We start from the raw sequence: 20,815 nt of genomic DNA, 5'->3' as shown, positions 1-20,815 counted from the left end.
AATATGATCAATCCAAGCATTACCTATCCGTCTTCAAACCCGGCAGCACCGCGATCATGGCGCAGGGGGTATAGGTCTCTTTATTGGAGAGCCCTTCATCAATGAGTTTTTTGATTACCGGGTCGGCCTGAATTTTGTCCGCCACCTGTTGGATCGCCAAGTCATAGGCAACCTGCACGCTGTTGGCGGGCAGAATATCAAGGTCGCCGCTATAACGTGATTCGCCGGTGTAGCTGGCAATTGCCCTGCCGCTACCAGTATAGACAACGGCATTGATGGTGCCGTAGAAATTACGCATATGCGGGTTGTAGAACATCTTGGGTTTCACCCAGAGCAATACATTCGCCGTCACCCCCGCCTCGCACATCACGGTTTCACCGAGTTTCGCGCTCAATGTTTTTGTGACCACCGGCTCGATCAGCGGCCCTTGGGCAAACCAGTAATCCGTCATGAAGTGCCAGAGCTTGATCTGGTTGGTGTATTCATACGGGCTGATATATACCGCTACCTTGCTGGTCGGCAGTTGCGCTTCCGCATGGGCAACCCTGGCCGCCAATCCAAAATTGCTCGCCAACAACAGCGCAGCCAACGCCGGAACATACTTTTTCATTACATTATCCTCATGGTTACTTCTTGTTATAGGTAATACGATACACCAATCCCGCGCGGTCATCCGAGACATACAGCGCGCCGTCCGGTCCGGTAACTACATCAACCGGACGCCCCCAGGCACTGCTCCCGGCCTGCCAGCCCGTCACGAAATCCTCCACCGCCACCGGCTGATTATCCCGGAATCGGATACGCACCAGCTTGTAGCCATAAGGCTGCACGCGATTCCATGAACCATGCAAGGCTACGATCGCATCCTGCTTGTATTCACTGGGAAAATTCGTTTTATCAAGAAAAGCAATACCTAGCGGCGTGGAGTGCGCTCGCAAGGTGATGGCTGGCGGTTGCATATTGCTGCAAGCTCCTGGTTTCCCGGGAAAGTTGGGATCTGTCACCCGGCTGCCCCAGCAATGGGGCCAACCATAATGCTTGCCCGGTTCGATCTTATTGATATGCTCGGGCGGCAGTTCATCATTGGCGGCACCATCCTTAACATCGGAGCGCATGTCCGCACCGTTGTTGGTCGCATACAAAGCGCCGGTTTTCGGCTGCCACGCCATCCCCTGCGAATTGCGCAGACCCATCGCCCAGATTGCGCTGCCAGAGCCATACTCCTTGGCGCCCGCAGGCTTGCCATCCAGGGTATAACGCAGGATGGTCGCCCGCAACGGGTCTTTTTCCACACAGACATTGCAACTGGAGCCTACATTAAGATACAGGTGATTGTCCGGCCCCAACTTGATTGTCTTGAGCGTATGCCCGCCAGTCGGCAGGTTGCTGATCAACGGCACCGGCTTGCCTGCCGGTTGCTTGCTGTCCTGTTTCTGCACTATCCGCACTACGCCATCCTGGTTCGCCACCAGCATGACATTACCTGAGAACACCAGGCTATTGGGCGCGTTCAATCCCTCCACCACAGGCACCACATCATCGGCCATGCCATCATGGTTGCGATCCGGCAGCATATATACGGTATCGTCCACGCTGCTGGCAAGATAAAGATGCCCATCCGGGCCAAATGTCATGAAACGCGGTCCCCGGAAATAGTCCCCCTTGGCCGGGTTGAGCCTGGCGAATACATTGATCTTGAATCCGGGCGGCAGCGTAAGATTGTTAGCAACATCATCCGGGGTCTTGCTGACCGCTGCCACGGTAGTGCATGCCAGCAATGTACTGGCAAGAAATGCTGGCGCCACCAGGCCTGCCGCTATCCGTGATTTCGCCACTCCGTTCTCCTTCTCGACATGCAATCTGTTTTGAACATTTTATTTTGAATAGAAAATTAAACCACAGGTTCCCCATAGTTGCCTGCTAACTCCAGAAACAAAAACAGCAATGCCGGAAATATCCGGCATTGCTGTCAACTCAGGGTGCTTGTATTACCAGCCCGGCAATGGGCTATAACGTCCGTCCTAGAAGCACTTTTCCTGGCAGCCATCATCCTTGGCGCCAGCAGCCTCCAGCATAGCCGCCATCTCGGTCATACCTTCATCGTTAAGGGCACGAACGATAGACACATCGGCACGCAGCCTGGCATTGACATCAGCACCATGCTCGATGAGGTAAGTCACGACATCCTTGCGGTTCTGGAATGCCGCCATGTGCAGCGCTGTCATTTTGTTTACCGGGTGTTTGTAATTGACGTCCGCGCCATTCTCGACAAAAAATTTCACCGAACTCATCGGGCCTTTATTGGCGGCAATCTGCAAGCCAGACCAACCAAAGAATAACTGGTTAACGAGATATAGCTTGTTATAGTATTTCTTGATTACCTTCATGTCGCCCTTCTGGATGGCATCGGTATATTCCACCTGTGGATCCAAGTCATACGCCATGGCAGACATCCCAGCCAACCCCAGCATCAGCGCCATCAGCACTGCTTTCAACATTTTGCTCATTTACTTCTTCTCCATAGTAATAGTGATTTAATTCAGGGTCCCTGCCCTTTATTATTAGTAGTGTGCTTATTGCCAATACTGGAGGCTATCCGCCCCCAGTCCGGCGCACATCTATATATACGCTGTTACCGTCTTAGCCGATGAATTTCCTGGCATTGCGGAACATGCGAATCCATGGCCCATCCTCACCCCAGCCATCAGGGTGCCATGAATGTTGCACAGTGCGGAAAACCCGCTCGGGATGGGGCATCATAATACTGAAACGGCCATCTGCGGTAGTCAGGCCGGTAATGCCTTGCGGCGAACCGTTCGGGTTAAATGGATACACCTCGGTGGCGGCGCCTGTGTTATCGACAAAACGCATGGTCACCAGGTTCCTCGCCTCAGCCTGCTTCTGCGCCGACACATCGGCGAATTCGGCATAACCTTCACCGTGCGCCACGGCAATCGGCATGCGACTGCCCGCCATACCGCTGAAGAACAGCGATGGCGATTCCAGTACCTCCACCATGGCAAAGCGCGCCTCGAACTGCTCGGAACGGTTGCGCACGAAGTGCGGCCAGTGTTCAGCGCCTGGAATGACGCTGTGCAGGTTGCTCATCATCTGGCAGCCGTTGCACACGCCCAACGCGAACGAATCCGCGCGGTTGAAGAACGCGGAAAACTCATCGCGCGCGCGCGGGTTGAACAAAATGGACTTGGCCCAACCTTCGCCCGCGCCCAGCACGTCACCATAGGAGAAACCGCCGCAGGCGACGAAACCGGCAAAATCCTTGAGGCTGACACGCCCGCTGATGATGTCGCTCATATGCACGTCAAAGGTGCTGAAACCGGCGCGATCGAAGGCTGCTGCCATTTCCACCTGTCCATTGACACCCTGCTCGCGCAGGATCGCCATCCTGGGCCGCGCACCAGTTGCGATATAAGGCGCGGCGATATTTTCACCGAGATCAAAGCTGAGCTTGGCATGCAGGCCAGGATCAGTCTGATCCAGCAAGCGGTCGTATTCCTGCTGCGCGCATTGCGGATTGTCGCGCAGTTTCTGCATCTGGTAGGTCGTCTCGGACCATGCCCGGCGCAAGCTGACGCGGCTCTCGGCAAACACCAGCTTGCCTGCGCGGTGGATATGAATTTCCCCATGACTTTCAAGCGCGGCGATTACATGCACCTTGCCCGGCAAGGTCTGTTGCAGCTCATCCACAATGGTATAGGTATCAGCAGCACGCACTTGCAGCACTGCGCCCAATTCCTCGTTGTACAACGCTGCCACTGCATCCGCACCCAACTCCGTGATATCGATTTCAAGGCCACAACGCCCCGCAAACGCCATCTCCACCAAAGTGGCGAACAGGCCGCCGTCGGAGCGGTCATGATAGGCCAGCACACGGCCTTCACGGTTCAGTTTCTGCACTGCGTTGAACAAATGCTTGAGGCTGTCGGCGTCATCCAGATCAGGCGCCGCATTGCCTACGCTGCCATATACCTGCGCCAGTGCAGAACCGCCCATGCGGTTTTTGCCTGCGCCCAGGTCGATCAAAATCAAACGGGTCTCGCCCAGATCGGTACGCAATTGCGGTGTCAGGGTCTTGCGAGCATCGGGCGTAGGAGCAAATGCCGTCACCACCAGCGAGATAGGCGCAGTCACCGCCTTTTTCTCGCCACGCTCCTCCCATACCGTTTTCATGGACATGGAATCCTTACCGACCGGGATGCTGATGCCCAATTGCGGACAGAGTTCCATGCCCACGGCCTTGACGGTATCAAACAAGGCGGCGTCCTCGCCCGGATGCCCCGCAGGCGCCATCCAGTTAGCGGAAAGCTTGAGCTCTGCAATATCATCGATCAGACTGGCGGCGATATTGGTGATCGCCTCGCCAATCGCCATGCGGCCTGAAGCAGGCGCATCGATCAGTGCCAGTGGCGCTTTTTCGCCGATCGCAAAGGATTCACCGCGATAGGTCTCGAAGCCATCCAGCGTCACCGCCACGTCCGCCACCGGCACCTGCCACGGGCCGACCATCTGGTCGCGCGCAATCATGCCAGTCACGGTGCGGTCGCCGATGGTGATGAGGAAAGTCTTGTCCGCCACGCCGGGCAGACGCAGCACGCGATGCGCGGCTTCCTTCAAGTCGATGCGGGAATGGTCGAAAGCGGACAGCTCACGTGCCACATGCGCCACGTCGCGCGTCATCTTCGGCGGTTTGCCCAGCAGCACGGACAAATCCATATCCACCGGATTGTTGCCGAAATGGCTGTCAGACACGGTCAAGTGCTTTTCCTCGGTCGCCTCGCCGACGACGGCGAAGGGGCAACGCTCGCGCTCACAGATTTCCGCGAACAGCGGCAAATCTTCTTTGCGCACCGCCATCACGTAGCGCTCCTGCGCCTCGTTGCTCCAAATCTCACGCGGCGACATACCTGGCTCTTCATTGTGCACATCACGCAACTGGAACCTCGCCCCCACGCCCGCGTCGTTCACCAATTCAGGGAAGGCATTGGAAATGCCGCCCGCGCCCACGTCGTGAATGCTCAGGATCGGGTTCTTGTCGCCCAACTGCCAGCAACGGTCGATCACCTCTTGTGCGCGGCGTTCCAGCTCGGGGTTGCCGCGCTGCACGGAGTCGAAATCCAGGTTCTCGGTATTTGCGCCGGTATCCATGCTCGATGCCGCGCCGCCGCCCAGGCCAATCAACATCGCCGGGCCACCGAGCTGGATCAGCGCCGCCCCCGGAGGAATCGGGTTTTTCTTGGAATGCTTGGCCGAGATATTGCCCACGCCGCCCGCGAGCATGATGGGCTTGTGATAGCCGCGGATTTCCCCTGCCGCCTCGAGTTCCAGCGTGCGGAAATAACCGGCGATGTTCGGGCGGCCGAATTCGTTGTTATACGCCGCCCCGCCCAGCGGGCCATCCACCATGATCTGCAACGCAGAAGCGATGCGGCCGGGCTTGCCGTTGTTCTGCTCCCACGGCTGCTTGAAGCCGGGAATATGCAGGTTGGACACCGAAAAACCGGTCAGCCCAGCCTTGGGCTTGGAGCCGGAACCGGTCGCGCCCTCGTCGCGGATTTCGCCGCCCGCGCCGGTCGCAGCACCCGCGAACGGCGAGATCGCGGTCGGATGGTTATGCGTTTCCACCTTCATGAGGAAATGCATGTCCTCCTCCACAAAACCGTATTGGCCGTCCGCCTGCGGATAGAATCGCTTGGTCTTGCCGCCCTCGACGATGGAGGCGTTGTCGGCATAAGCCACCACGGTCTTGCCGGGGTTGAGCTTATGCGTGTTGCGGATCATGCCGAACAGCGATTGCGCCTGCTCCACGCCGTCAATTACCCAATCTGCATTAAAAATCTTGTGCCTACAGTGCTCGGAATTGGCCTGCGCGAACATCATCAGCTCGACATCGGTCGGGTTGCGGCCCATGCGCTGGAAATTCTCCACCAGGTAATCCACCTCATCAGGGGAAAGCGCCAGGCCCATCTCCGCATTCGCCGCCTCAAGCGCCGCCTTGCCGTCGGAGAGGATATCCACCGTGGACAGCGGCGCAGGCTCGGCAGTGTGATATAGCTTCTGCGCATCATCCAAGCTGGCGAACACCGCCTCGGTCATGCGGTCGTGGATCAAGGGGCGCAACACCGCCTTCTCCGCATCAGTCAGCGGGCTGCCATCCGCAGTCGCCGCGTAATAAGCCACCCCGCGCTCCAGGCGCTGAATGGACTCGATGCCGCAATGCCGCGCAATGTCCGTCGCGCGCGAAGCCCAGGGCGAAATCGTGCCCGGACGCGGAATCACCAGGAACAGCTCGCCAGCCGGAGCCTCCTCACGCATGCGCGGGCCATAGGTCAGAATCTGCTTGAGCGTTTCCTGCTGCGCGGCGCTCAGTGATTGATCAGACCAAGCAAAGTGCCAGAACTCGGCATACAAATGCGTGATGCGCGACGCATCCAACTGCAACGCAGACTGGATTTTCTCAATACGGAATGGGGATAAAGCGGCACTGCCACGAAGACTGATCATTTGACTGGACATGAAGAAATTCAAAGTGATGGCAAAAGTAGAATTTTACCAGATTATGCCCAAGCTTAGCTTTATCATGCCCTTGCCACGCCACGCCTAGTTTTGGTGCAAACCGATTAGAAGCCCCCCTTCTAAACATGGCTTTCAGTTACTGAGCTACTGCCGGTTTTGTGGACACCATCCTAAGCCAATCCTGCCTGTTTTTCAAAGTTGATGAGGCTGACTATCCCAGCGTCGACTGACGGCATTTTGGGTTGTAAAAACGCTCGATGTAGTCAAATACCTCGGCTTTGGCCTGATGTCTTGTCCGATAGATTTTGTGGGCGATACGCTCGGTTGAATCGCCACTAATTTACTAGACATCTTTAAATCGTAATAATGGCAATAAAAGAAAGATGTAAAATTAGTGGTGATTCACTACAGCACTCTTACATGAACCAGATGCCGGGTGGAGCCTGGCATGACAGAAATTGTTGTTATCAAGGCGCATGATGGTTTGGATTTTTGACCAACCATAGCGGGCGAGTCGCTCCCTAGCGTAATCAAGCATGTCCTCACGCAAGCATATTTTCCATCCCGTCCCGCATTGCTAGAATAGCCCTCCCCATTGATGTTTGAGGATTGCCCGTGAAAGCTGTTGCCCTGACCCGCTATTTGCCGACTTACCATCCTGAATCCTTGATAGATATGAAGCTGCCTACGCCCACGCCGGGGCCGCGCGATTTGCTGGTGAGGGTGGAGGCGATTGCCGTGAATCCTGTGGATACGAAAGTACGCGCGCCGAAGGACAAGATCGAGCCAGAGCCGCGCATATTGGGCTGGGATGCTGCAGGAACGGTAGTGGGAGTGGGTAGCGAGGTGTCGCTGTTCCAGGTAGGGGATGCGGTGTATTACGCGGGCGACCTGACCCGCCAGGGCTGCAACAGCGAATTCCAGGTGGTGGATGAGCGCATTGTGGGCCATAAGCCGAAATCCCTGACGCCAGGCGGTGCCGCCGCCTTGCCCTTGACTGCCATTACCGCGTGGGAATGCCTGTTTGACCGGATGATGGTGAAAATGCCGCCACAGCCGGAATACCGCCAGACTATCCTGATCATCGGCGGCGCGGGCGGCGTGGGTTCGATTGCCATCCAATTGGCGGCCAAAGTGGCAGGGCTGCATGTGATCGCCACGGCATCGCGACCTGAATCAACGGCATGGTGCCGTGAATTTGGCGCGCATGAGGTGGTGAACCATCACCAGAATCTGGTAAGCCAGGTGCAGGCATTAGGGCATGAGTTCGTGAACTATGTCCTCATTCTTAATGATACCGAACAGCATGCCGCTGCCGCCATGCAATTGGTCGCGCCGCAGGGCGCTATTTGCAGCATTGTGGAAACCACCAAGCCGCTGGATATTGCTCCGCTCAAGAACAAGAGCGCGCGCTTTTGCTGGGAGATGATGTTCACTCGCTCCATGTATAAGACCGATGACATGATCCAACAGCATTATTTATTGAACGAAGTAGCTAAGCTGGTTGATCAAGGCGTGCTGAGAACCACGGTTAACCAGACGCTCCAGCCCATCAATGCCGCTAATGTCCGGCAGGCGCATGTGCAACTGGAAGCCGGCCACACTATCGGCAAAATAGTGCTGGAAGGTTTTTGAGCCGTTTTCAGGCCAACCAGGGTGGCAAGATGGCACCCGCAGTTTAGCTATTGCGAACATGTTAAGATAGCGCGATGCAATTTGAACAATTAAAACTGGTCGGGTGTTTGAGCGGATTTTTCCTGTTGCTAGGGTTCGGCTGCTGGTTATTGCTGCAAACCGCTACGATGGACGGCGCTGCTGATGGCGCGGATTTCATCGGCGAATTCTGCACTGTTGCGGAGAGTGAGGGTAGCACATCCCTGACACCATGCATTGCGTGCATGACAATCCCGCCTCAATTGATCTCCCAACCCCTCACTCTGGGACCGGTAATCTACACCTTGCCCGCCATGAGCAACGCCACATCCTCTCAATAACAGGAGAACATACATGAAAAATATCTGGTTGAGCCTGTTGCTGCTTTGCAGCCTGCAAGCACATGCTGAAATTACGATCGTGGAACCCTGGGCGCGCACCACCGCACCTGGCCAAAAAGTAGCCGCAGGTTATGCACGCATCATGTCGGACAAGGATGTGACACTGGTGGCGGGCCATTCAGACTTTGCCGACAAGGTTGAATTCCACGAAATGCGTATGGAAGACGGCATGATGAAAATGCGAGCGCTCAAACAATTGGAGCTCAAGGCGAACACCCCAGTCGAACTGAAACCCGGCGGCTTGCACCTGATGCTGATCGGGATCAAAAGCCGGGTCAAGGTCGGCGACGCGATTCCCTTGACCCTGGTGTTTGAAGACAAGCAATCCAAGCAGGAAAGCGTGCCTGTGACACTCAATGGCCGTGCCATCAGTGGCCACGATATGGGGCACACGCACTAACCCACTCATAGGAGAGCGCCTTTGATTGCCAAGCTATTACACGGCCTCAGCCAACAATCTCTATACCGGATCAAATGTCTGCGCCAGTTATTGATCCAGTCGGTGCTGTCGTGGTTCTCGCACCGCGCCACCAGCAAGGGGGCTGCACTGGCTTTTTACACCATGTTCTCGCTCACGCCTATCCTGGTGCTGGTGATTGCCATCGCCGGCTATTTTCTCGGCGAAAAAGCAGCCCAGGGTGAAATCGTGGCGCAGATTTCCGACCTGGTCGGCGAAAGCGGCGCCTATGTGATCCAGAACATGCTGGCGCACTCCAACAACTCGAAATCCGGCATCATTGCCACACTCATTGCCACTACCCTGCTCTTTATCGGCGCCACTACTGTTTTTGCCGAGCTGAAAGCCAGTTTGGATGAAATCTGGGAAACCTCCAAAATCAAGGCTCAAGGCAGCAAACAGGCGATTGGCAACCTCATCAAGACCCGCCTACTTTCCTTCAGCATCATCCTCTCGCTTGCGTTCCTGCTGCTGACTTCCTTGCTGGTCAATGCCGGGCTGGCGATGATCGAGCAGTTCTTCGCGGAGTTTGTCGGGCGCTATCTCACGGCAGTCGGGGTGTTCAAGCATATCTCGGCGCTGGTGAGCTTTGGCGTGATCACCTCGATGTTCGCCGTCATCTTCAAGATGCTGCCGGATGTCAAACTGCCCTGGTCCGATGTCTGGATAGGCGCGGCCTTCACCGCCATTCTGTTCAGCTTAGGTAAAACGCTGATCGGTATCTACCTCGGCAACAGCGCTGTCGCCTCCAGCTTCGGCGCTGCAGGCTCTCTTATCGCCCTGTTGCTTTGGGTTTATTACTCCGCGCAGATTTTCTTTTTCGGCGCAGAAATCACCCGCCAATACGCGCTGACATTCGGTAGCCTGAAAGGTGTTCCGGCAGAGCAGATACCGCGGAAATGACTCATGCAAACCTATGCCGTAAATCCTGCAAGTTGAGCTGCTCGAGAATTTGCTCCAGCCTGGCCTGGGCGTTGCGCCGCGGGCTGTTTTTGTAGCGAGCAATAATCAGCTCGTTTTTCATGGAATGTTCCCAACCCACCAGCTCCGTCACCGTGACTTGGTAGCCGTGCGCTTCCAACTGCAGGCAGCGCAATACGTTGGTGAGCTGGCTACCAAATTCCCTGGTATGGATGGGGTGGCGCCAGATTTCAGATAGCGGCGTCTTGCCGAATGATTCATTTTTATGACGGCGCAAAACTTCTGCCACCTCGGCCTGGCAGCATGGCACCAGCACCATGAACCGGGCCTTTTTCTCCAGTCCGAAACGAATAGCGTCGTCTGTAGCGGTGTTGCAGGCATGCAAAGCGGTGACGATATCCACCTGTTCTGGCAACGCAGGCGATGTCACGGCTTCTTCCACGCTCAGGTGCAGGAATTGCATGCGCTGAAAACCCAGCCTGTTGGCGAGTTCCTGCGACTTTTCCACCAGCTCTCCACGGGTTTCTATGCCAGCAATACGCCCGGCATGCTGCTGTTTCATGAATAAGTCGTAGAGAATGAACCCCAGATAGGATTTGCCTGCACCGTGATCGACCAGCATGGGGTCGGGATTATTTTCCATCACCTCAAGCAGCAATGGCTCAATGAAGTGATAAAGATGGTAAACCTGTTTGAGCTTGCGGCGAGTATCCTGGTTGAGCTTACCCTCGCGCGTGAGGATGTGCAGTTCCTTAAGCAGTTCGATGGATTGCTGCGGCTTGATTTCGGGGATGAGTGTCATCCTGCCATTTTAGCATCCCGCATCATCAAGCAGTGGCGGAGACATGTGGCTTGTCCAAGGTCTCACGGCAGAATTCCATGCGCAATTTGGCAAATTCCTCGTCGCTGATGCCATGGTCAATCTCATCTTCGATATCGGTAAATTCCCAGGGAAACACGCGCTTGATCTGGTGCCGATGCCCAAGATACTCACTGGTCGGCAGGTAAACCAGCTGAATGAACGGATGCTGCTCAAATTCCTTGCGGATGTAATATTCGTCATTCACAGCAAACAGCCAGGGCAGATTGCCCGCGCCAGAAAACTGCTGGCTGATGATATCCTCTACCTGGGTCAGGACTTCAAATGCCAGCTCACGTTTGTAGAGCAGGTCTTCATTATTCACATACAACCGGTTCTTCAGCCCCACTTGCAGCTCCAGCCACCTGTCTGCGACCTCTGACCGGATCGCCTGCCATGCCAGCAGTAGCTCCAGCGCCATATAGGGGTTCTGCTTTTGCTCCCATGCAAATAGGGCACGCCTGCTTGATTTGTCGCAATAACGTGGCCGTAAGCCGTTGACGAGATGCACCAGCATGCGCTCGGCCAGGGAAAATGCCGAGGTCAGGGCAGGATAATACTGGCCGCAGACAAAAGCCTTGCGGCATTGGTCCAGACATTGATTATGGAAATCTACCACCGACACCGGCCTGGGCCGCAATAACCGCAAGTTGTCGAGCTTGGCCTCAAAACCAAACTCGCCATATTCAGACCTCAGCAAAAACATCGTGCGCTCATAATGTTGCTGTTGCATGAATCTTTCCGGGGCAGGCAGATGGCTTTCCGGCGGCTCCAACGTCAATACCCGAGTCTCGAATTCGGCAGCAATTACACGATATCGTTTCATCATAGCTCCAGGATAAGGCAAAAGCTGGATTCTTGGGCAGCCCAAACCATACTTTCCCTAAAGCGCGAGAAAATGTCAAAACAAACTGGGCCTGCAGCAATGCATTTATCGGGATGCCGGGTGGTCCTTTCAATCTACAGCGTGAGCATGCCCGTGCATATGCACCCCTGGTGCTCCTTTGGCCTGCGATAACCATGTCACAGCCTGTTTGTCATGCTCCATGTCACCGATATCGATAAAATCCACATGCTGGTACACCTGCAATATCTGGTTGGTAGTCTTTTCCATAGGTAGGCTACCTTGATACCGCTCCACCAGTTTCACGGTCACATGATGTTTTGGATAGCGATAATCCACTTGCAAGGGAATTTGCAACGCCGGCACCCAGATAACCTCGGTTTCCACGCCCTTCAACTTGCCTTGGTAAATCTCTGTCGGCATTCCTTCATATATCTGGCCTGGTTTACTCTGCATGCTGGCAAGTTCGCTTGTCGTCACCAGTTGCGTCAACGCTTGCCATTTCTGCTCCCCCACCCCGATGCCAAGTAATCGCAGATCAATGGAAGTGTAATCAATCGCGCGCTTCTCACCGTGCATTAGATACACATAGTCCAGGCCAGTACTATCCTGCCATTGCCATAAATCGCTGTGGCTGGCATTCATGTCACGCAGTTCAACCTGGTTCGCCGTGCGCAGCATCAGCCATTCGCGCTTGATGGAATGTTTGCATGGCACCTCGCATTGTGAAGTCTCAAAGCGCGCATCCAACGCAGGCAAGAGATCGGCCACTGCCAATCCGGGCAGCAAGGCCGATAACAGCATAGCGGCGTATTTCATCTCGTTTTGCATTTCCAGCACTCTCATCAATCAAAAACAAAATGGATGGGATGGCCTGCGCCACCCCATCCTTCATCAATCAAACTTCCGCAGAAGGTATTGCATTAGAAACCAAAGGCATCCTTCATTACGTGGAAGATGTAGTGCTGTTCCTGAATACCCTGGAACAGGTGCGCCTTGGGACCGCCTGCGAAGATTTCTACTTCCTCGGCAGCATGGGTTTCCGAATCCAACGGTACTGTCACTTCCTGGTGGAAGTCAGGATCGGAAGTGTCCACATTGGTCATATCTTCGATACGACCGCTGCGTGCCGGGAAGTTATAGACATCTTCACCGGATACATGCGGGTAGTAACCCTTACCGTTGGCGTAGGAAATCGTGGTGTAGGGATTGCCGTCGGTCGCAAGCACCAGTTTGTCGTCCACCATCACCTTGCCCAGGATCGGGTTGCCACGCTCTGGGTAGCCGCCAATGGTCATGGTGTGGCTGTGGTCGGCAGTCACGATCACCAGAGTATCGCTGAGATCAACCTTTTCCAGCGCCTTCTTTACCGCGTCGGACAAGGCAATGGTGTCAGTCAAGGCACGATAGGCGTTGTTGGCATGATGACCGTGGTCGATACGACCCGCTTCCACCATAAGGAAGAACCCCTTAGGATTTTTCTTGAGGATATCGATGGCCTTGTCGGTCATCTGCGCCAAGGATGGTTCCTTGCCCGGGTCGTTCGGACGGTCATGTTCATATTGCATGTGGGAGCGCTCGAACAGGCCCAGCAGGCGGTTAGTGTTGGCTGGATTGATGGCGTCGAATTGCGCCTGGTTCCAGACAAACTTGCCGCCAAACTTGCTCACATATTCCTGCGTCAGGTTACGGCCATCGCGGCGGTCGCCCTTGCGGCCAGCGTTTTCAGGATCATCCACGGTGTTGGGCAGAAAACGGCTGCGGCCGCCGCCCAATACCACTTCAATACCGTCGCCAATCGCGCCGGGGCCGAAATTGTCGATCAATTGGGAAGCGATATCCTTCACATTAGCATCGGCAGGGATATTGTTGTCAGACTCCCAATCGCGGGTGGAGGTGTGAGCATAAGTCGCCGCAGGGGTGGCGTGTGTGATGCGGGCGGTGGAAACCACGCCAGTGGAACGGCCATCTTTCTCAGCCAGTTCCAGGATGGTGGCCAGCTTGGCGGCCTGCACCTGGCTGTTGTCCTTGTCGCCGTTCTTGATGCGCTGATCAACGGAGATCACGCCGTCATTGGTTTTTACACCAGTCACCATGGCAGTCATGGTCGGCGCGGAGTCAGATGTCTGCTGGTTGGCAGAGTAAGTCTTGGACAGCGACAGATAAGGCAATTTTTCGAATGCCAGCTTGTTGCGCTCGCCATCCAGTCCCTTCAACTGGCCCTCAAGGATACGTGCCGCCGTCACGGTGGACACGCCCATGCCGTCGCCCACGAACAGGATCACGTTCTTGGCCTTGCGGTTATTGGGGTAAAGCTTCTTGGCTGCTTCCAGCGCATTCTGGCCATCCTGATACCAGGTATTGGCGTCTTCTGCCAGCGCTTGTCCAGCCAGGGCCAGCATCACGGCCAGGGCAGACATCTTCATTGTTACTTTTTTCATCTCATACACTCCCGGAATTAAACAGTTTTACGGCGGCGCAAGGCCAGGCCAAGCACACCCAGGCCAGCCAGCAGCATGGCGTAGGTATCTGCTTCAGGCACTGGCGTGACATTCAGGCTGATGTTGTCCAGGCCTACTTGCAGGGCACCCTGGTTGCTCACGGAGGCAAAGCGCAAGGTGTATTCACCGCCGGCAGCCAACAGGTCGGTTACGTCAAAGCTGTAATCGACATAGCGGTTCACATTGTCATTGCCATCGAAGCGGCGGCCATTGGCGCCACCGAGATAATAGGTACCAATGATGTCATTCGCGTGAACAGAGAATGGATCGGCATCGAAGCGCAGGATATCGACACGCACATGCTGGTTAGGCTGATAGCTGTCGCCGCTAGTGGCATCCAGGCCTGCCTGGTTGATATAGACAATGCCGTTGTCGCTCTGGTCATTCACGAACATCTGAAAGGACAGTACGGCAGATGTAACAGCACCGATGGAAAAATTCTGGTACAGCGCCTGGCTGCTAGGATAGGAAGAATCCAGGAAGCCGTAGAACTGGCCGCTGGCAGCGCCTATGGTCTTGTAGCCGCTGGCATAGGATTCGGTAGCGTCAGTGGCCAACACAGAACCCATTATGCCTTGTTCAGCCACTTGCCAGCCCTGTGGGCTGTAGCTTTCGGTGCCATCCGCCTCGAACCCGCCGTTGACGATCACTTCCTGCGCAAACGCAGGAACAGAAACCAGCAAAGAGCTAGCCAAAGCCAGCGCCATGCCATGTGTATGGAACTTCATCATGATTCCCCTTGTGGTTGAGAGTAAAACAATCCGGGGGCATACTAGAAAGCGCTTGTGTTAGTTTTATGGTGGCTATCTAGTCCTTTAGAACCATTTCCAGCACCATGACTGTCATCATTCGTGCAACAAAGGTGCAAAATCAGACAGAAATACCAAGCAGAATGTTAAAATGACACTTTTTTCGCGGAGATTTTGCCGGGAGAAAAAATCTTCCATCCACACTGATTCCAGGCAAAGCAGCTTAAAGATTATGGCAATTCAATGGTTCCCGGGGCATATGACCTCCGCCCGCAAAAAAGCGGAAGAAACGATGGAATTCACCGATATGGTGATCGAAGTCCTGGATGCGCGCGTACCAGAAGCCAGCCATAACCCCATGATCGAGGAATTGCGCCTGTACCGTCAGCGCCCCAGCTTGAAAATCCTCAACAAGGCCGATCTTGCCGATCCTATCGTGACGCAGGCCTGGCTCAACCACTTTAACCGTCAAGATGGCGTCAAGGCGGTAGCGCTTTCGTGCAAGAAGCCGGGCGACGCGAAGAAGGTTCCCGGGCTTTGCCGCGCACTCGCACCACACCGTGGCACCAATCTCAAGCCTTTGCGCATGATGATCATGGGCATCCCCAACGTCGGCAAATCTACCCTCATGAATGCCCTGCTCAACCGCCGTATCGCCAAGGTGGGAGATGAGCCCGCCGTGACCAAGAGTCAGCAACGCTTCGAGCTCAGCCCCCAACTCAGTATTACCGATACGCCCGGCATGATGTGGCCGAAAATCCAATACGATTCGGATGGCTACATGCTCGCCGCCAGCCATGCCATTGGTCGCAATGCAGTGATTGATGAAGAAGTGGCAGAATTTCTCGCAGGCATCCTGCTGCAACGCTACCCGGATCTACTGCAGGCTCGCTACAAGACTGATGTGGGCAATATGGACGCCATTGACCTGCTGCAAACTGTAGGCAAGCGCCGTGGCTATCTGCTCAAGGGCGGCGAGCTGGATATGGAAAAAACCGCCATGGCGCTGCTGGTGGATTACCGTTCCGGCGCGCTGGGACGCATCAGCCTGGAAACACCGGATTCACGCGCGGAAATGGTGGCGCAGGCAGCCGCAGCGCAACTGGACAATGCTCAGGAGCCGGATGAGCCTACCGATGACCCAAGGCGGTGACGCGCCTAAACTTTCTGGCACTCCCTCTCCGTTCATCGGTTGAGGTTGCTTTTCTCCGTCATCCCGATCTGTAGCCCGCTCTTGGGCCTTGTCAAAAATGCAGAAATGCCGCAGGACGTCACGGGAGCTCACCCCCGCACTCGATATGACAGCACGCCCCGATCGCCCCAAACGCGGCCTGGAGCCTGGTGGCGTAAGAGAATTCTAAAAGATACCCGCCACCCCATTAGTCCTAATAGACTATTGTCAAACCTTGCAACAATCACTATTATTTTTCAAATGATTAGATGATAATCAATCGCGTTATCAGGCCACCAGGAATGTAAGGCGCAGTTTTTTCCTTGCCGGCGCCAGTTGACTGCGCACGGCTGACAACACGGCTTGTCACTCAACAATACTCAATACCAACCTTTATTGGGGAGCTTTGATATGGAAAACAGAAACCTCGTCCGAGGCCTGCTGGCTGCCGCGCTCTTTGCCGCCACACCGGCATTTGCGTTTCAATATACCGTCACGCTGATAGACATTCCCGCAACTGCCGTTCAACCTTACGCCATCAACAATCAGGGTCAGGTAGCCGGCTCAATAACAGCGGGTGGTTTCTCCCGTGCATTTTCATGGGAAACCGGCGTCGGCACCCTGATTGACGGCAACAGCAGCAGTGCCTATGGCATTAACAATTCCGGACAGATCGTGGGCCGTGGCTCGGCAACTTCCAGCTTCAACGCCGCGCTGTGGGATGCAGGCACTACCACTGCGCTTGGCACGCTGGGCGGCACCAGCATCGCCTACGATATCAACAACCAGGGGCAAGTTGTCGGCTATTCGCAGAGCGTGCAAGTAGGCAGCTTCCAGCGTACCCGCGCAACATTATGGGAAAACGGCACCCTGACCGAGCTGGGCTCGCTGAGCCAGAACAGCCAGGCGTTCGCCATCAACAACAACGGCGACATCGCAGGCTATTCCTATCAAACCGCTGGGAACAGCATTCCCACCTTGTGGAGCAACGGCAACATCATCAATCTTGGCACGCTGGGAGGCATCCACGGTCAAGCACGCGATATCAACGACCTGGGCCAGATTGTTGGCACTTCCAACCTTTCCGGCAACAATGCCACGCACGCCACGCTCTGGGAAAACGGCAACATCATCGACCTTGGCACCCTGACCGGCGCTGGCAGCAGCTATGCCTTCGGCATCAACAACATTGGGCAGATCGTGGGTGAATCCAACGGCTTCGCGACCCTCTGGCAGGATGGCAACATCTTCAACCTCAACGACCTGATCGACCCGGCGCTGGGCTGGACGCTGAGAGAAGCGCGCGATATCAATACCTCGGGCCAGATCGTAGGCTGGGGATCAATGACTGGCAGCGGCAATACGTTCGGTTTCATCCTCACACCAGTGCCTGAGCCAAGCACTTATGCCATGCTCGCGCTGGGGCTCGGCCTGGTTGGCTGGTCGACTCGCAGGCAGCAGAAACGGGCATAACGCCAAAACGTTTTACACAGCCCTGCCATAGGTCATTGGCGGGGCTTTTTTGCATCCCATTTACATCTTTGCTAACAATCCCTACAAAAATACTCCCTCATCGGAATTTTCCATTAATAATATTTCATTATATTAATCAATACACTATCAATAAAATCTTACAAAAAACATGAGATGATTAGTCCAAACGTATCAGCCATAATGGACTATTGAGTCCCTTCTCTCGCCAGGACTACCATGGCCTTGTTGTTAACCACATTGATGCACTCAAGTCATTTGCGACGAGGAGATAAACATGGGCACTTCAAGATTACTGGCAGTTACCGCAAGCAGCATCCTGATGGCGGCATCCCTGCACGCTGCTGCAGCGGATACTGTCTATGGCAAGGATTTTGGCAATGGCTCCAGCCATACCACTGCCATCAATGGCACCAACGTGACATTTTCCGCCAAGACAGGCAGCAATCAGAACCAGCTTGATAACGGTATTTTCAGCTACAAGGCCGGACAAGATGGATATCAAGGAGTCGGCGTTTCCCCGGCGGCAAGCGGTGATGTCACTGTAGGCGAAATCGACAGGAATGAATGGATTTTTGCTGACTTCACCGATGCCCGCGTGATCAGCAACCTGACCTTGGGCCTGTTATTCGACGGTCCCGAATATGGCGACAACAAGGAAATCGCCACCATTTCAGTCACCTACTTCAACAATACCACCGCACAATTCGAATTGCAGGCCATAGGTTCCACTGCCGCATTGTGGTCCGGCTTGGGCAGCGTAAGCAATCTCAGCCCCGCTGAAGAAGGCCTGGGCGGCGTCTGGAGCATAGACAATCCGTTTGGCGCTACTGCGGTTAAATCCATTGTCTTTACCTCCCACGCCGACAAATCGGATTACACCCTTTACAGCGTGACTGCCGTTCCAGAACCTGAATCCTATGCCATGCTGGCAGTCGGCGCAGGCTTGATTGGCTTCATGGTACGCCGCCGCAAAGCTGATCATCTTCTCTCCTGAATCAATGCAATAACATATCCATCGGCCCTGCCAGAATCTGGCGGGGCTTTTTTATATCCCTTCTCTGCTAGCCTCAAACCTCCACTCAAGATAAAATCCGCCACGATGTCGCTACCTACCCGTAGCCGCTTTTCTGTTTGACCCACCAGCCTGCCGCAGGCAAACCAACATGCTGAACTCCATGAATCCCCAACAGCGCGAAGCTGTGAAATATCTCGATGGCCCCTTGCTGGTGCTGGCGGGCGCCGGTAGCGGCAAGACCCGCGTCATCACGCAGAAGATTGCCTACCTGATTGAGCAATGCGGCTATTTGCCCAAGGAGATTGCCGCGATCACTTTCACCAACAAGGCCGCGCGCGAGATGCAGGAGCGGGTTGGGCAATTGCTGCAGGGCAGCCAGGCCAAGGGGCTGACCATCGCTACCTTCCACTCGCTGGGCTTGCAGATGCTGCGGCAGGAAGCGGAGCTGCTGGGTTATAAACCACAGTTTTCCATCCTGGATTCATCGGACAGCTTCAAGATTCTGTCTGACATTTTGGCAACTACAGACAAGCAATTGCTGCGGAAAACGCAATGGCAGATTTCGAGCTGGAAAAATGCCTTCGTCAATCCTGACCAGGCTGCTGCAACTGCAGATGAAGAAATCGCCCATGCCGCCGCCAAGGTATACCAGATCTACCAGCAGACCTTGAAAGCCTACCAGGCGGTGGATTTCGACGATCTCATCAAGCTACCGGTGGAACTGTTCGAGCAGCATCCCGAGGCCCTGCGCCGCTGGCAGCTCAAGCTCAAATACCTGCTGATCGACGAGTACCAGGACACCAACGCCTGCCAGTACAAGCTGGTGAAAATGCTCACCGGCGTGGAAGGCCGCTTCACCGCGGTGGGCGACGACGACCAGGCTATCTATGGCTGGCGTGGCGCGGATGTGGAGAACCTGCGCCAGCTCACCGAGGATTTCAGCAGGCTCAAGGTCATCAAGCTGGAGCAGAACTACCGCTCCACCGTGCGTATCCTGCGCGCTGCCAACCAAGTGATCGCCAACAATCCCAAGTTGTTCGAGAAAAAGCTCTGGAGCGAGCTGGGCACCGGCGACCTGATCCAGGTCAGCGCCGCCAAGGATGAAGAGCACGAGGCGGAATCTGTGGTCATGAAGCTGCTTGCGCACAAGTTCGAGCACCGCACCAAATTCCTCGATTACGCCATCCTCTATCGCGGCAACCACCAGGCGCGCATCTTCGAGCAACAGCTCAGGCAGCAGAAAATTCCTTACACCATCTCGGGCGGGCAATCGTTCTTCGACAAGGCTGAGATCAAGGACCTCGTCAGCTACCTGCGGCTGATTGCCAACGAGGACGACGACCCGGCCTTCATCCGCGCCGCCACGACGCCGAAGAAAGGTATCGGCAACACCACGCTGGAGCGCCTGGGTGAATATGCCAGCCGACACAAGATGTCATTGTTCGAAGCCGCGTTCGAGGGCGATTTCCAGCGCGAGGTGGGCAACCGGCAGCTGGAGGACCTGCTCACCTTTTGTCAGTTCATCAGCCGAATGCAGGAACGCGCGGAAAAAGACCCGGCAGGCGAAGTGCTGAACGACCTGCTCAATGCGATCAACTACGAAGCCTTCCTCTATGACACGGAAGAGCCGCGCAGCGCCGAGAACAAGTGGAAGAGCGTGATGGAGTTCGTCGCCTGGCTCACGCGCAAAGGCGACGAGGACGAGAAAAACCTGCTGGCGCTAACGCAGATGATCTCGCTCATGAGTATGCTGGAAGGCCGGGAAAATGAAGAGCCGGATGCAGTCAAGCTCTCCACCCTGCACGCCTCAAAAGGGCTGGAATACGGCCACGTATTCCTCATTGGTTGCGAGGAAGGCATCCTGCCGCACCGTGAAAGCGTGGATGAAGGCAAGATCGAGGAGGAGCGGCGGCTCATGTATGTGGGCATCACGCGCGCGCAAAAGTCGCTCAACATCTCCTGGTGCCGCAAGCGCAAGCGTGCTGGGGAGCATGAATCCTGCGAACCCAGCCGCTTCATCGCCGAACTGCCGGAAGACGATGTGCGCCACTCCGGCCAGCCGCAAACGGATCCGGCGGCCAACAAGGAAAACGCCCGGCAGCGCATGGCACAGATTCGCGCCATGTTGGGCGGGCAGAGCAGCAGTTGAGCCAGGCTCTTCTCATACTCCCATATGGAGCGTGTTTAATCTCGTTAGGCTGAACAGACTATTGCAA

At 55.3% G+C, this 20,815-nt stretch carries 17 protein-coding genes and 1 pseudogene; 8 read left to right on the top strand and 10 right to left on the bottom strand.

Annotated elements, in window-relative coordinates:
- Nucleotides 1-19: 19 nt before the first annotated feature.
- From V7Z75_RS01165 to V7Z75_RS01145, 5 genes and pseudogenes are all read right to left on the bottom strand, one after another.
- Nucleotides 20-610, bottom strand: coding sequence for a hypothetical protein (locus V7Z75_RS01165; protein WP_334106532.1), 591 nt, complete (start codon nt 608-610; stop codon nt 20-22).
- A gap of 16 nt (nt 611-626) precedes the next feature.
- On the bottom strand, nt 627-1,835 hold the full coding sequence (locus tag V7Z75_RS01160) for a PQQ-dependent sugar dehydrogenase (protein WP_334106531.1): 1,209 nt from the start codon (nt 1,833-1,835) through the stop codon (nt 627-629).
- 186 nt (nt 1,836-2,021) lie between these two features.
- A complete protein-coding gene (locus V7Z75_RS01155) occupies nt 2,022-2,507 on the bottom strand; it encodes an ankyrin repeat domain-containing protein (protein ID WP_334106530.1) in 486 nt (161 codons plus the stop codon).
- A 133-nt stretch (nt 2,508-2,640) separates the two neighbouring features.
- Nucleotides 2,641-6,534, bottom strand: a complete 3,894-nt coding sequence (purL, locus tag V7Z75_RS01150; protein ID WP_334106529.1) for a phosphoribosylformylglycinamidine synthase — start codon at nt 6,532-6,534, stop codon at nt 2,641-2,643.
- A 170-nt stretch (nt 6,535-6,704) separates the two neighbouring features.
- Nucleotides 6,705-6,859, bottom strand: a pseudogene (locus V7Z75_RS01145) (IS3 family transposase); the annotation flags it as partial.
- 290 nt (nt 6,860-7,149) lie between these two features.
- Here V7Z75_RS01145 and V7Z75_RS01140 point away from each other — a divergent pair.
- The 4 genes from V7Z75_RS01140 (at nt 7,150) to V7Z75_RS01125 (ending at nt 9,948) form a co-directional block, all read left to right on the top strand.
- Entirely contained in the window at nt 7,150-8,169 is a 1,020-nt protein-coding gene (locus tag V7Z75_RS01140) for a zinc-binding alcohol dehydrogenase family protein (protein ID WP_334106527.1), read from the top strand.
- Between the two features lie 74 nt (nt 8,170-8,243).
- Nucleotides 8,244-8,528 carry a hypothetical protein gene (locus V7Z75_RS01135; protein ID WP_334106525.1) on the top strand — a complete coding sequence of 95 codons (285 nt, stop codon included), beginning with the start codon at nt 8,244-8,246 and terminating at the stop codon, nt 8,526-8,528.
- 13 nt (nt 8,529-8,541) lie between these two features.
- Nucleotides 8,542-8,988, top strand: a complete 447-nt coding sequence (locus V7Z75_RS01130) for a copper chaperone PCu(A)C (protein ID WP_334106523.1) — start codon at nt 8,542-8,544, stop codon at nt 8,986-8,988.
- A gap of 21 nt (nt 8,989-9,009) precedes the next feature.
- Nucleotides 9,010-9,948 (top strand): YihY/virulence factor BrkB family protein, encoded by a 939-nt coding sequence (locus V7Z75_RS01125; RefSeq protein ID WP_334106521.1) that lies wholly within the window; start codon nt 9,010-9,012, stop codon nt 9,946-9,948.
- 1 nt (nt 9,949) lies between these two features.
- Here the strand turns inward: V7Z75_RS01125 and V7Z75_RS01120 are convergent, their stop codons facing one another.
- The 5 genes from V7Z75_RS01120 to V7Z75_RS01100 all read right to left on the bottom strand — a co-directional run bounded on the left by V7Z75_RS01120 (nt 9,950) and on the right by V7Z75_RS01100 (nt 14,901).
- Nucleotides 9,950-10,768, bottom strand: a complete 819-nt coding sequence (locus V7Z75_RS01120; RefSeq protein WP_334106519.1) for a class I SAM-dependent methyltransferase — start codon at nt 10,766-10,768, stop codon at nt 9,950-9,952.
- Between the two features lie 25 nt (nt 10,769-10,793).
- Entirely contained in the window at nt 10,794-11,654 is an 861-nt protein-coding gene (locus V7Z75_RS01115) for a hypothetical protein (RefSeq protein WP_334106518.1), read from the bottom strand.
- A gap of 126 nt (nt 11,655-11,780) precedes the next feature.
- On the bottom strand, nt 11,781-12,500 hold the full coding sequence (locus V7Z75_RS01110) for a hypothetical protein (RefSeq protein ID WP_334106517.1): 720 nt from the start codon (nt 12,498-12,500) through the stop codon (nt 11,781-11,783).
- Nucleotides 12,501-12,592: 92 nt separating this feature from the next.
- Entirely contained in the window at nt 12,593-14,110 is a 1,518-nt protein-coding gene (locus V7Z75_RS01105; protein ID WP_334106515.1) for an alkaline phosphatase, read from the bottom strand.
- 17 nt (nt 14,111-14,127) lie between these two features.
- Nucleotides 14,128-14,901 carry a PEP-CTERM sorting domain-containing protein gene (locus tag V7Z75_RS01100; RefSeq protein ID WP_334106513.1) on the bottom strand — a complete coding sequence of 258 codons (774 nt, stop codon included), beginning with the start codon at nt 14,899-14,901 and terminating at the stop codon, nt 14,128-14,130.
- Nucleotides 14,902-15,151: 250 nt separating this feature from the next.
- Here V7Z75_RS01100 and ylqF point away from each other — a divergent pair, with 250 nt between their 5' ends.
- The 4 genes from ylqF to V7Z75_RS01080 all read left to right on the top strand — a co-directional run bounded on the left by ylqF (nt 15,152) and on the right by V7Z75_RS01080 (nt 20,748).
- Nucleotides 15,152-16,072, top strand: coding sequence for a ribosome biogenesis GTPase YlqF (ylqF, locus tag V7Z75_RS01095; protein WP_334106511.1), 921 nt, complete (start codon nt 15,152-15,154; stop codon nt 16,070-16,072).
- Nucleotides 16,073-16,501: 429 nt separating this feature from the next.
- Nucleotides 16,502-17,563, top strand: coding sequence for a PEP-CTERM sorting domain-containing protein (locus V7Z75_RS01090; RefSeq protein ID WP_334106509.1), 1,062 nt, complete (start codon nt 16,502-16,504; stop codon nt 17,561-17,563).
- Between the two features lie 295 nt (nt 17,564-17,858).
- Nucleotides 17,859-18,578, top strand: a complete 720-nt coding sequence (locus tag V7Z75_RS01085) for a PEP-CTERM sorting domain-containing protein (protein ID WP_334106507.1) — start codon at nt 17,859-17,861, stop codon at nt 18,576-18,578.
- Nucleotides 18,579-18,747: 169 nt separating this feature from the next.
- The gene (locus V7Z75_RS01080) at nt 18,748-20,748 is read left to right on the top strand and encodes a UvrD-helicase domain-containing protein (protein WP_334106505.1); all 2,001 of its coding nucleotides are present in this window, start codon (nt 18,748-18,750) and stop codon (nt 20,746-20,748) included.
- Nucleotides 20,749-20,815 lie beyond the last annotated feature (67 nt).

Origin of the sequence: Methylobacillus sp. (assembly GCF_036844465.1) — a bacterium.
Taxonomy (GTDB): Bacteria; Pseudomonadota; Gammaproteobacteria; order Burkholderiales; family Methylophilaceae; genus Methylobacillus.
The sequence above is the reverse complement of the archived record's forward strand: the minus strand, read 5'-3'. Positions and strand labels throughout refer to the sequence as shown.

What these genes read in the sequence shown, in the direction of transcription:
- V7Z75_RS01135 (WP_334106525.1), top strand. Translation starts at nt 8,244, where the DNA reads ATGCAATTTGAACAATTAAAACTGGTCGGGTGTTTGAGCGGATTTTTC.
- V7Z75_RS01120 (WP_334106519.1), bottom strand. Translation starts at nt 10,768, where the DNA reads ATGACACTCATCCCCGAAATCAAGCCGCAGCAATCCATCGAACTGCTT.
- purL (WP_334106529.1), bottom strand. Translation starts at nt 6,534, where the DNA reads ATGTCCAGTCAAATGATCAGTCTTCGTGGCAGTGCCGCTTTATCCCCA.
- V7Z75_RS01085 (WP_334106507.1), top strand. Translation starts at nt 17,859, where the DNA reads ATGGGCACTTCAAGATTACTGGCAGTTACCGCAAGCAGCATCCTGATG.
- V7Z75_RS01155 (WP_334106530.1), bottom strand. Translation starts at nt 2,507, where the DNA reads ATGAGCAAAATGTTGAAAGCAGTGCTGATGGCGCTGATGCTGGGGTTG.
- V7Z75_RS01080 (WP_334106505.1), top strand. Translation starts at nt 18,748, where the DNA reads ATGCTGAACTCCATGAATCCCCAACAGCGCGAAGCTGTGAAATATCTC.
- V7Z75_RS01100 (WP_334106513.1), bottom strand. Translation starts at nt 14,901, where the DNA reads ATGATGAAGTTCCATACACATGGCATGGCGCTGGCTTTGGCTAGCTCT.
- V7Z75_RS01090 (WP_334106509.1), top strand. Translation starts at nt 16,502, where the DNA reads ATGGAAAACAGAAACCTCGTCCGAGGCCTGCTGGCTGCCGCGCTCTTT.
- V7Z75_RS01165 (WP_334106532.1), bottom strand. Translation starts at nt 610, where the DNA reads ATGAAAAAGTATGTTCCGGCGTTGGCTGCGCTGTTGTTGGCGAGCAAT.
- V7Z75_RS01130 (WP_334106523.1), top strand. Translation starts at nt 8,542, where the DNA reads ATGAAAAATATCTGGTTGAGCCTGTTGCTGCTTTGCAGCCTGCAAGCA.
- V7Z75_RS01105 (WP_334106515.1), bottom strand. Translation starts at nt 14,110, where the DNA reads ATGAAAAAAGTAACAATGAAGATGTCTGCCCTGGCCGTGATGCTGGCC.
- V7Z75_RS01110 (WP_334106517.1), bottom strand. Translation starts at nt 12,500, where the DNA reads ATGCAAAACGAGATGAAATACGCCGCTATGCTGTTATCGGCCTTGCTG.
- V7Z75_RS01115 (WP_334106518.1), bottom strand. Translation starts at nt 11,654, where the DNA reads ATGATGAAACGATATCGTGTAATTGCTGCCGAATTCGAGACTCGGGTA.
- ylqF (WP_334106511.1), top strand. Translation starts at nt 15,152, where the DNA reads ATGGCAATTCAATGGTTCCCGGGGCATATGACCTCCGCCCGCAAAAAA.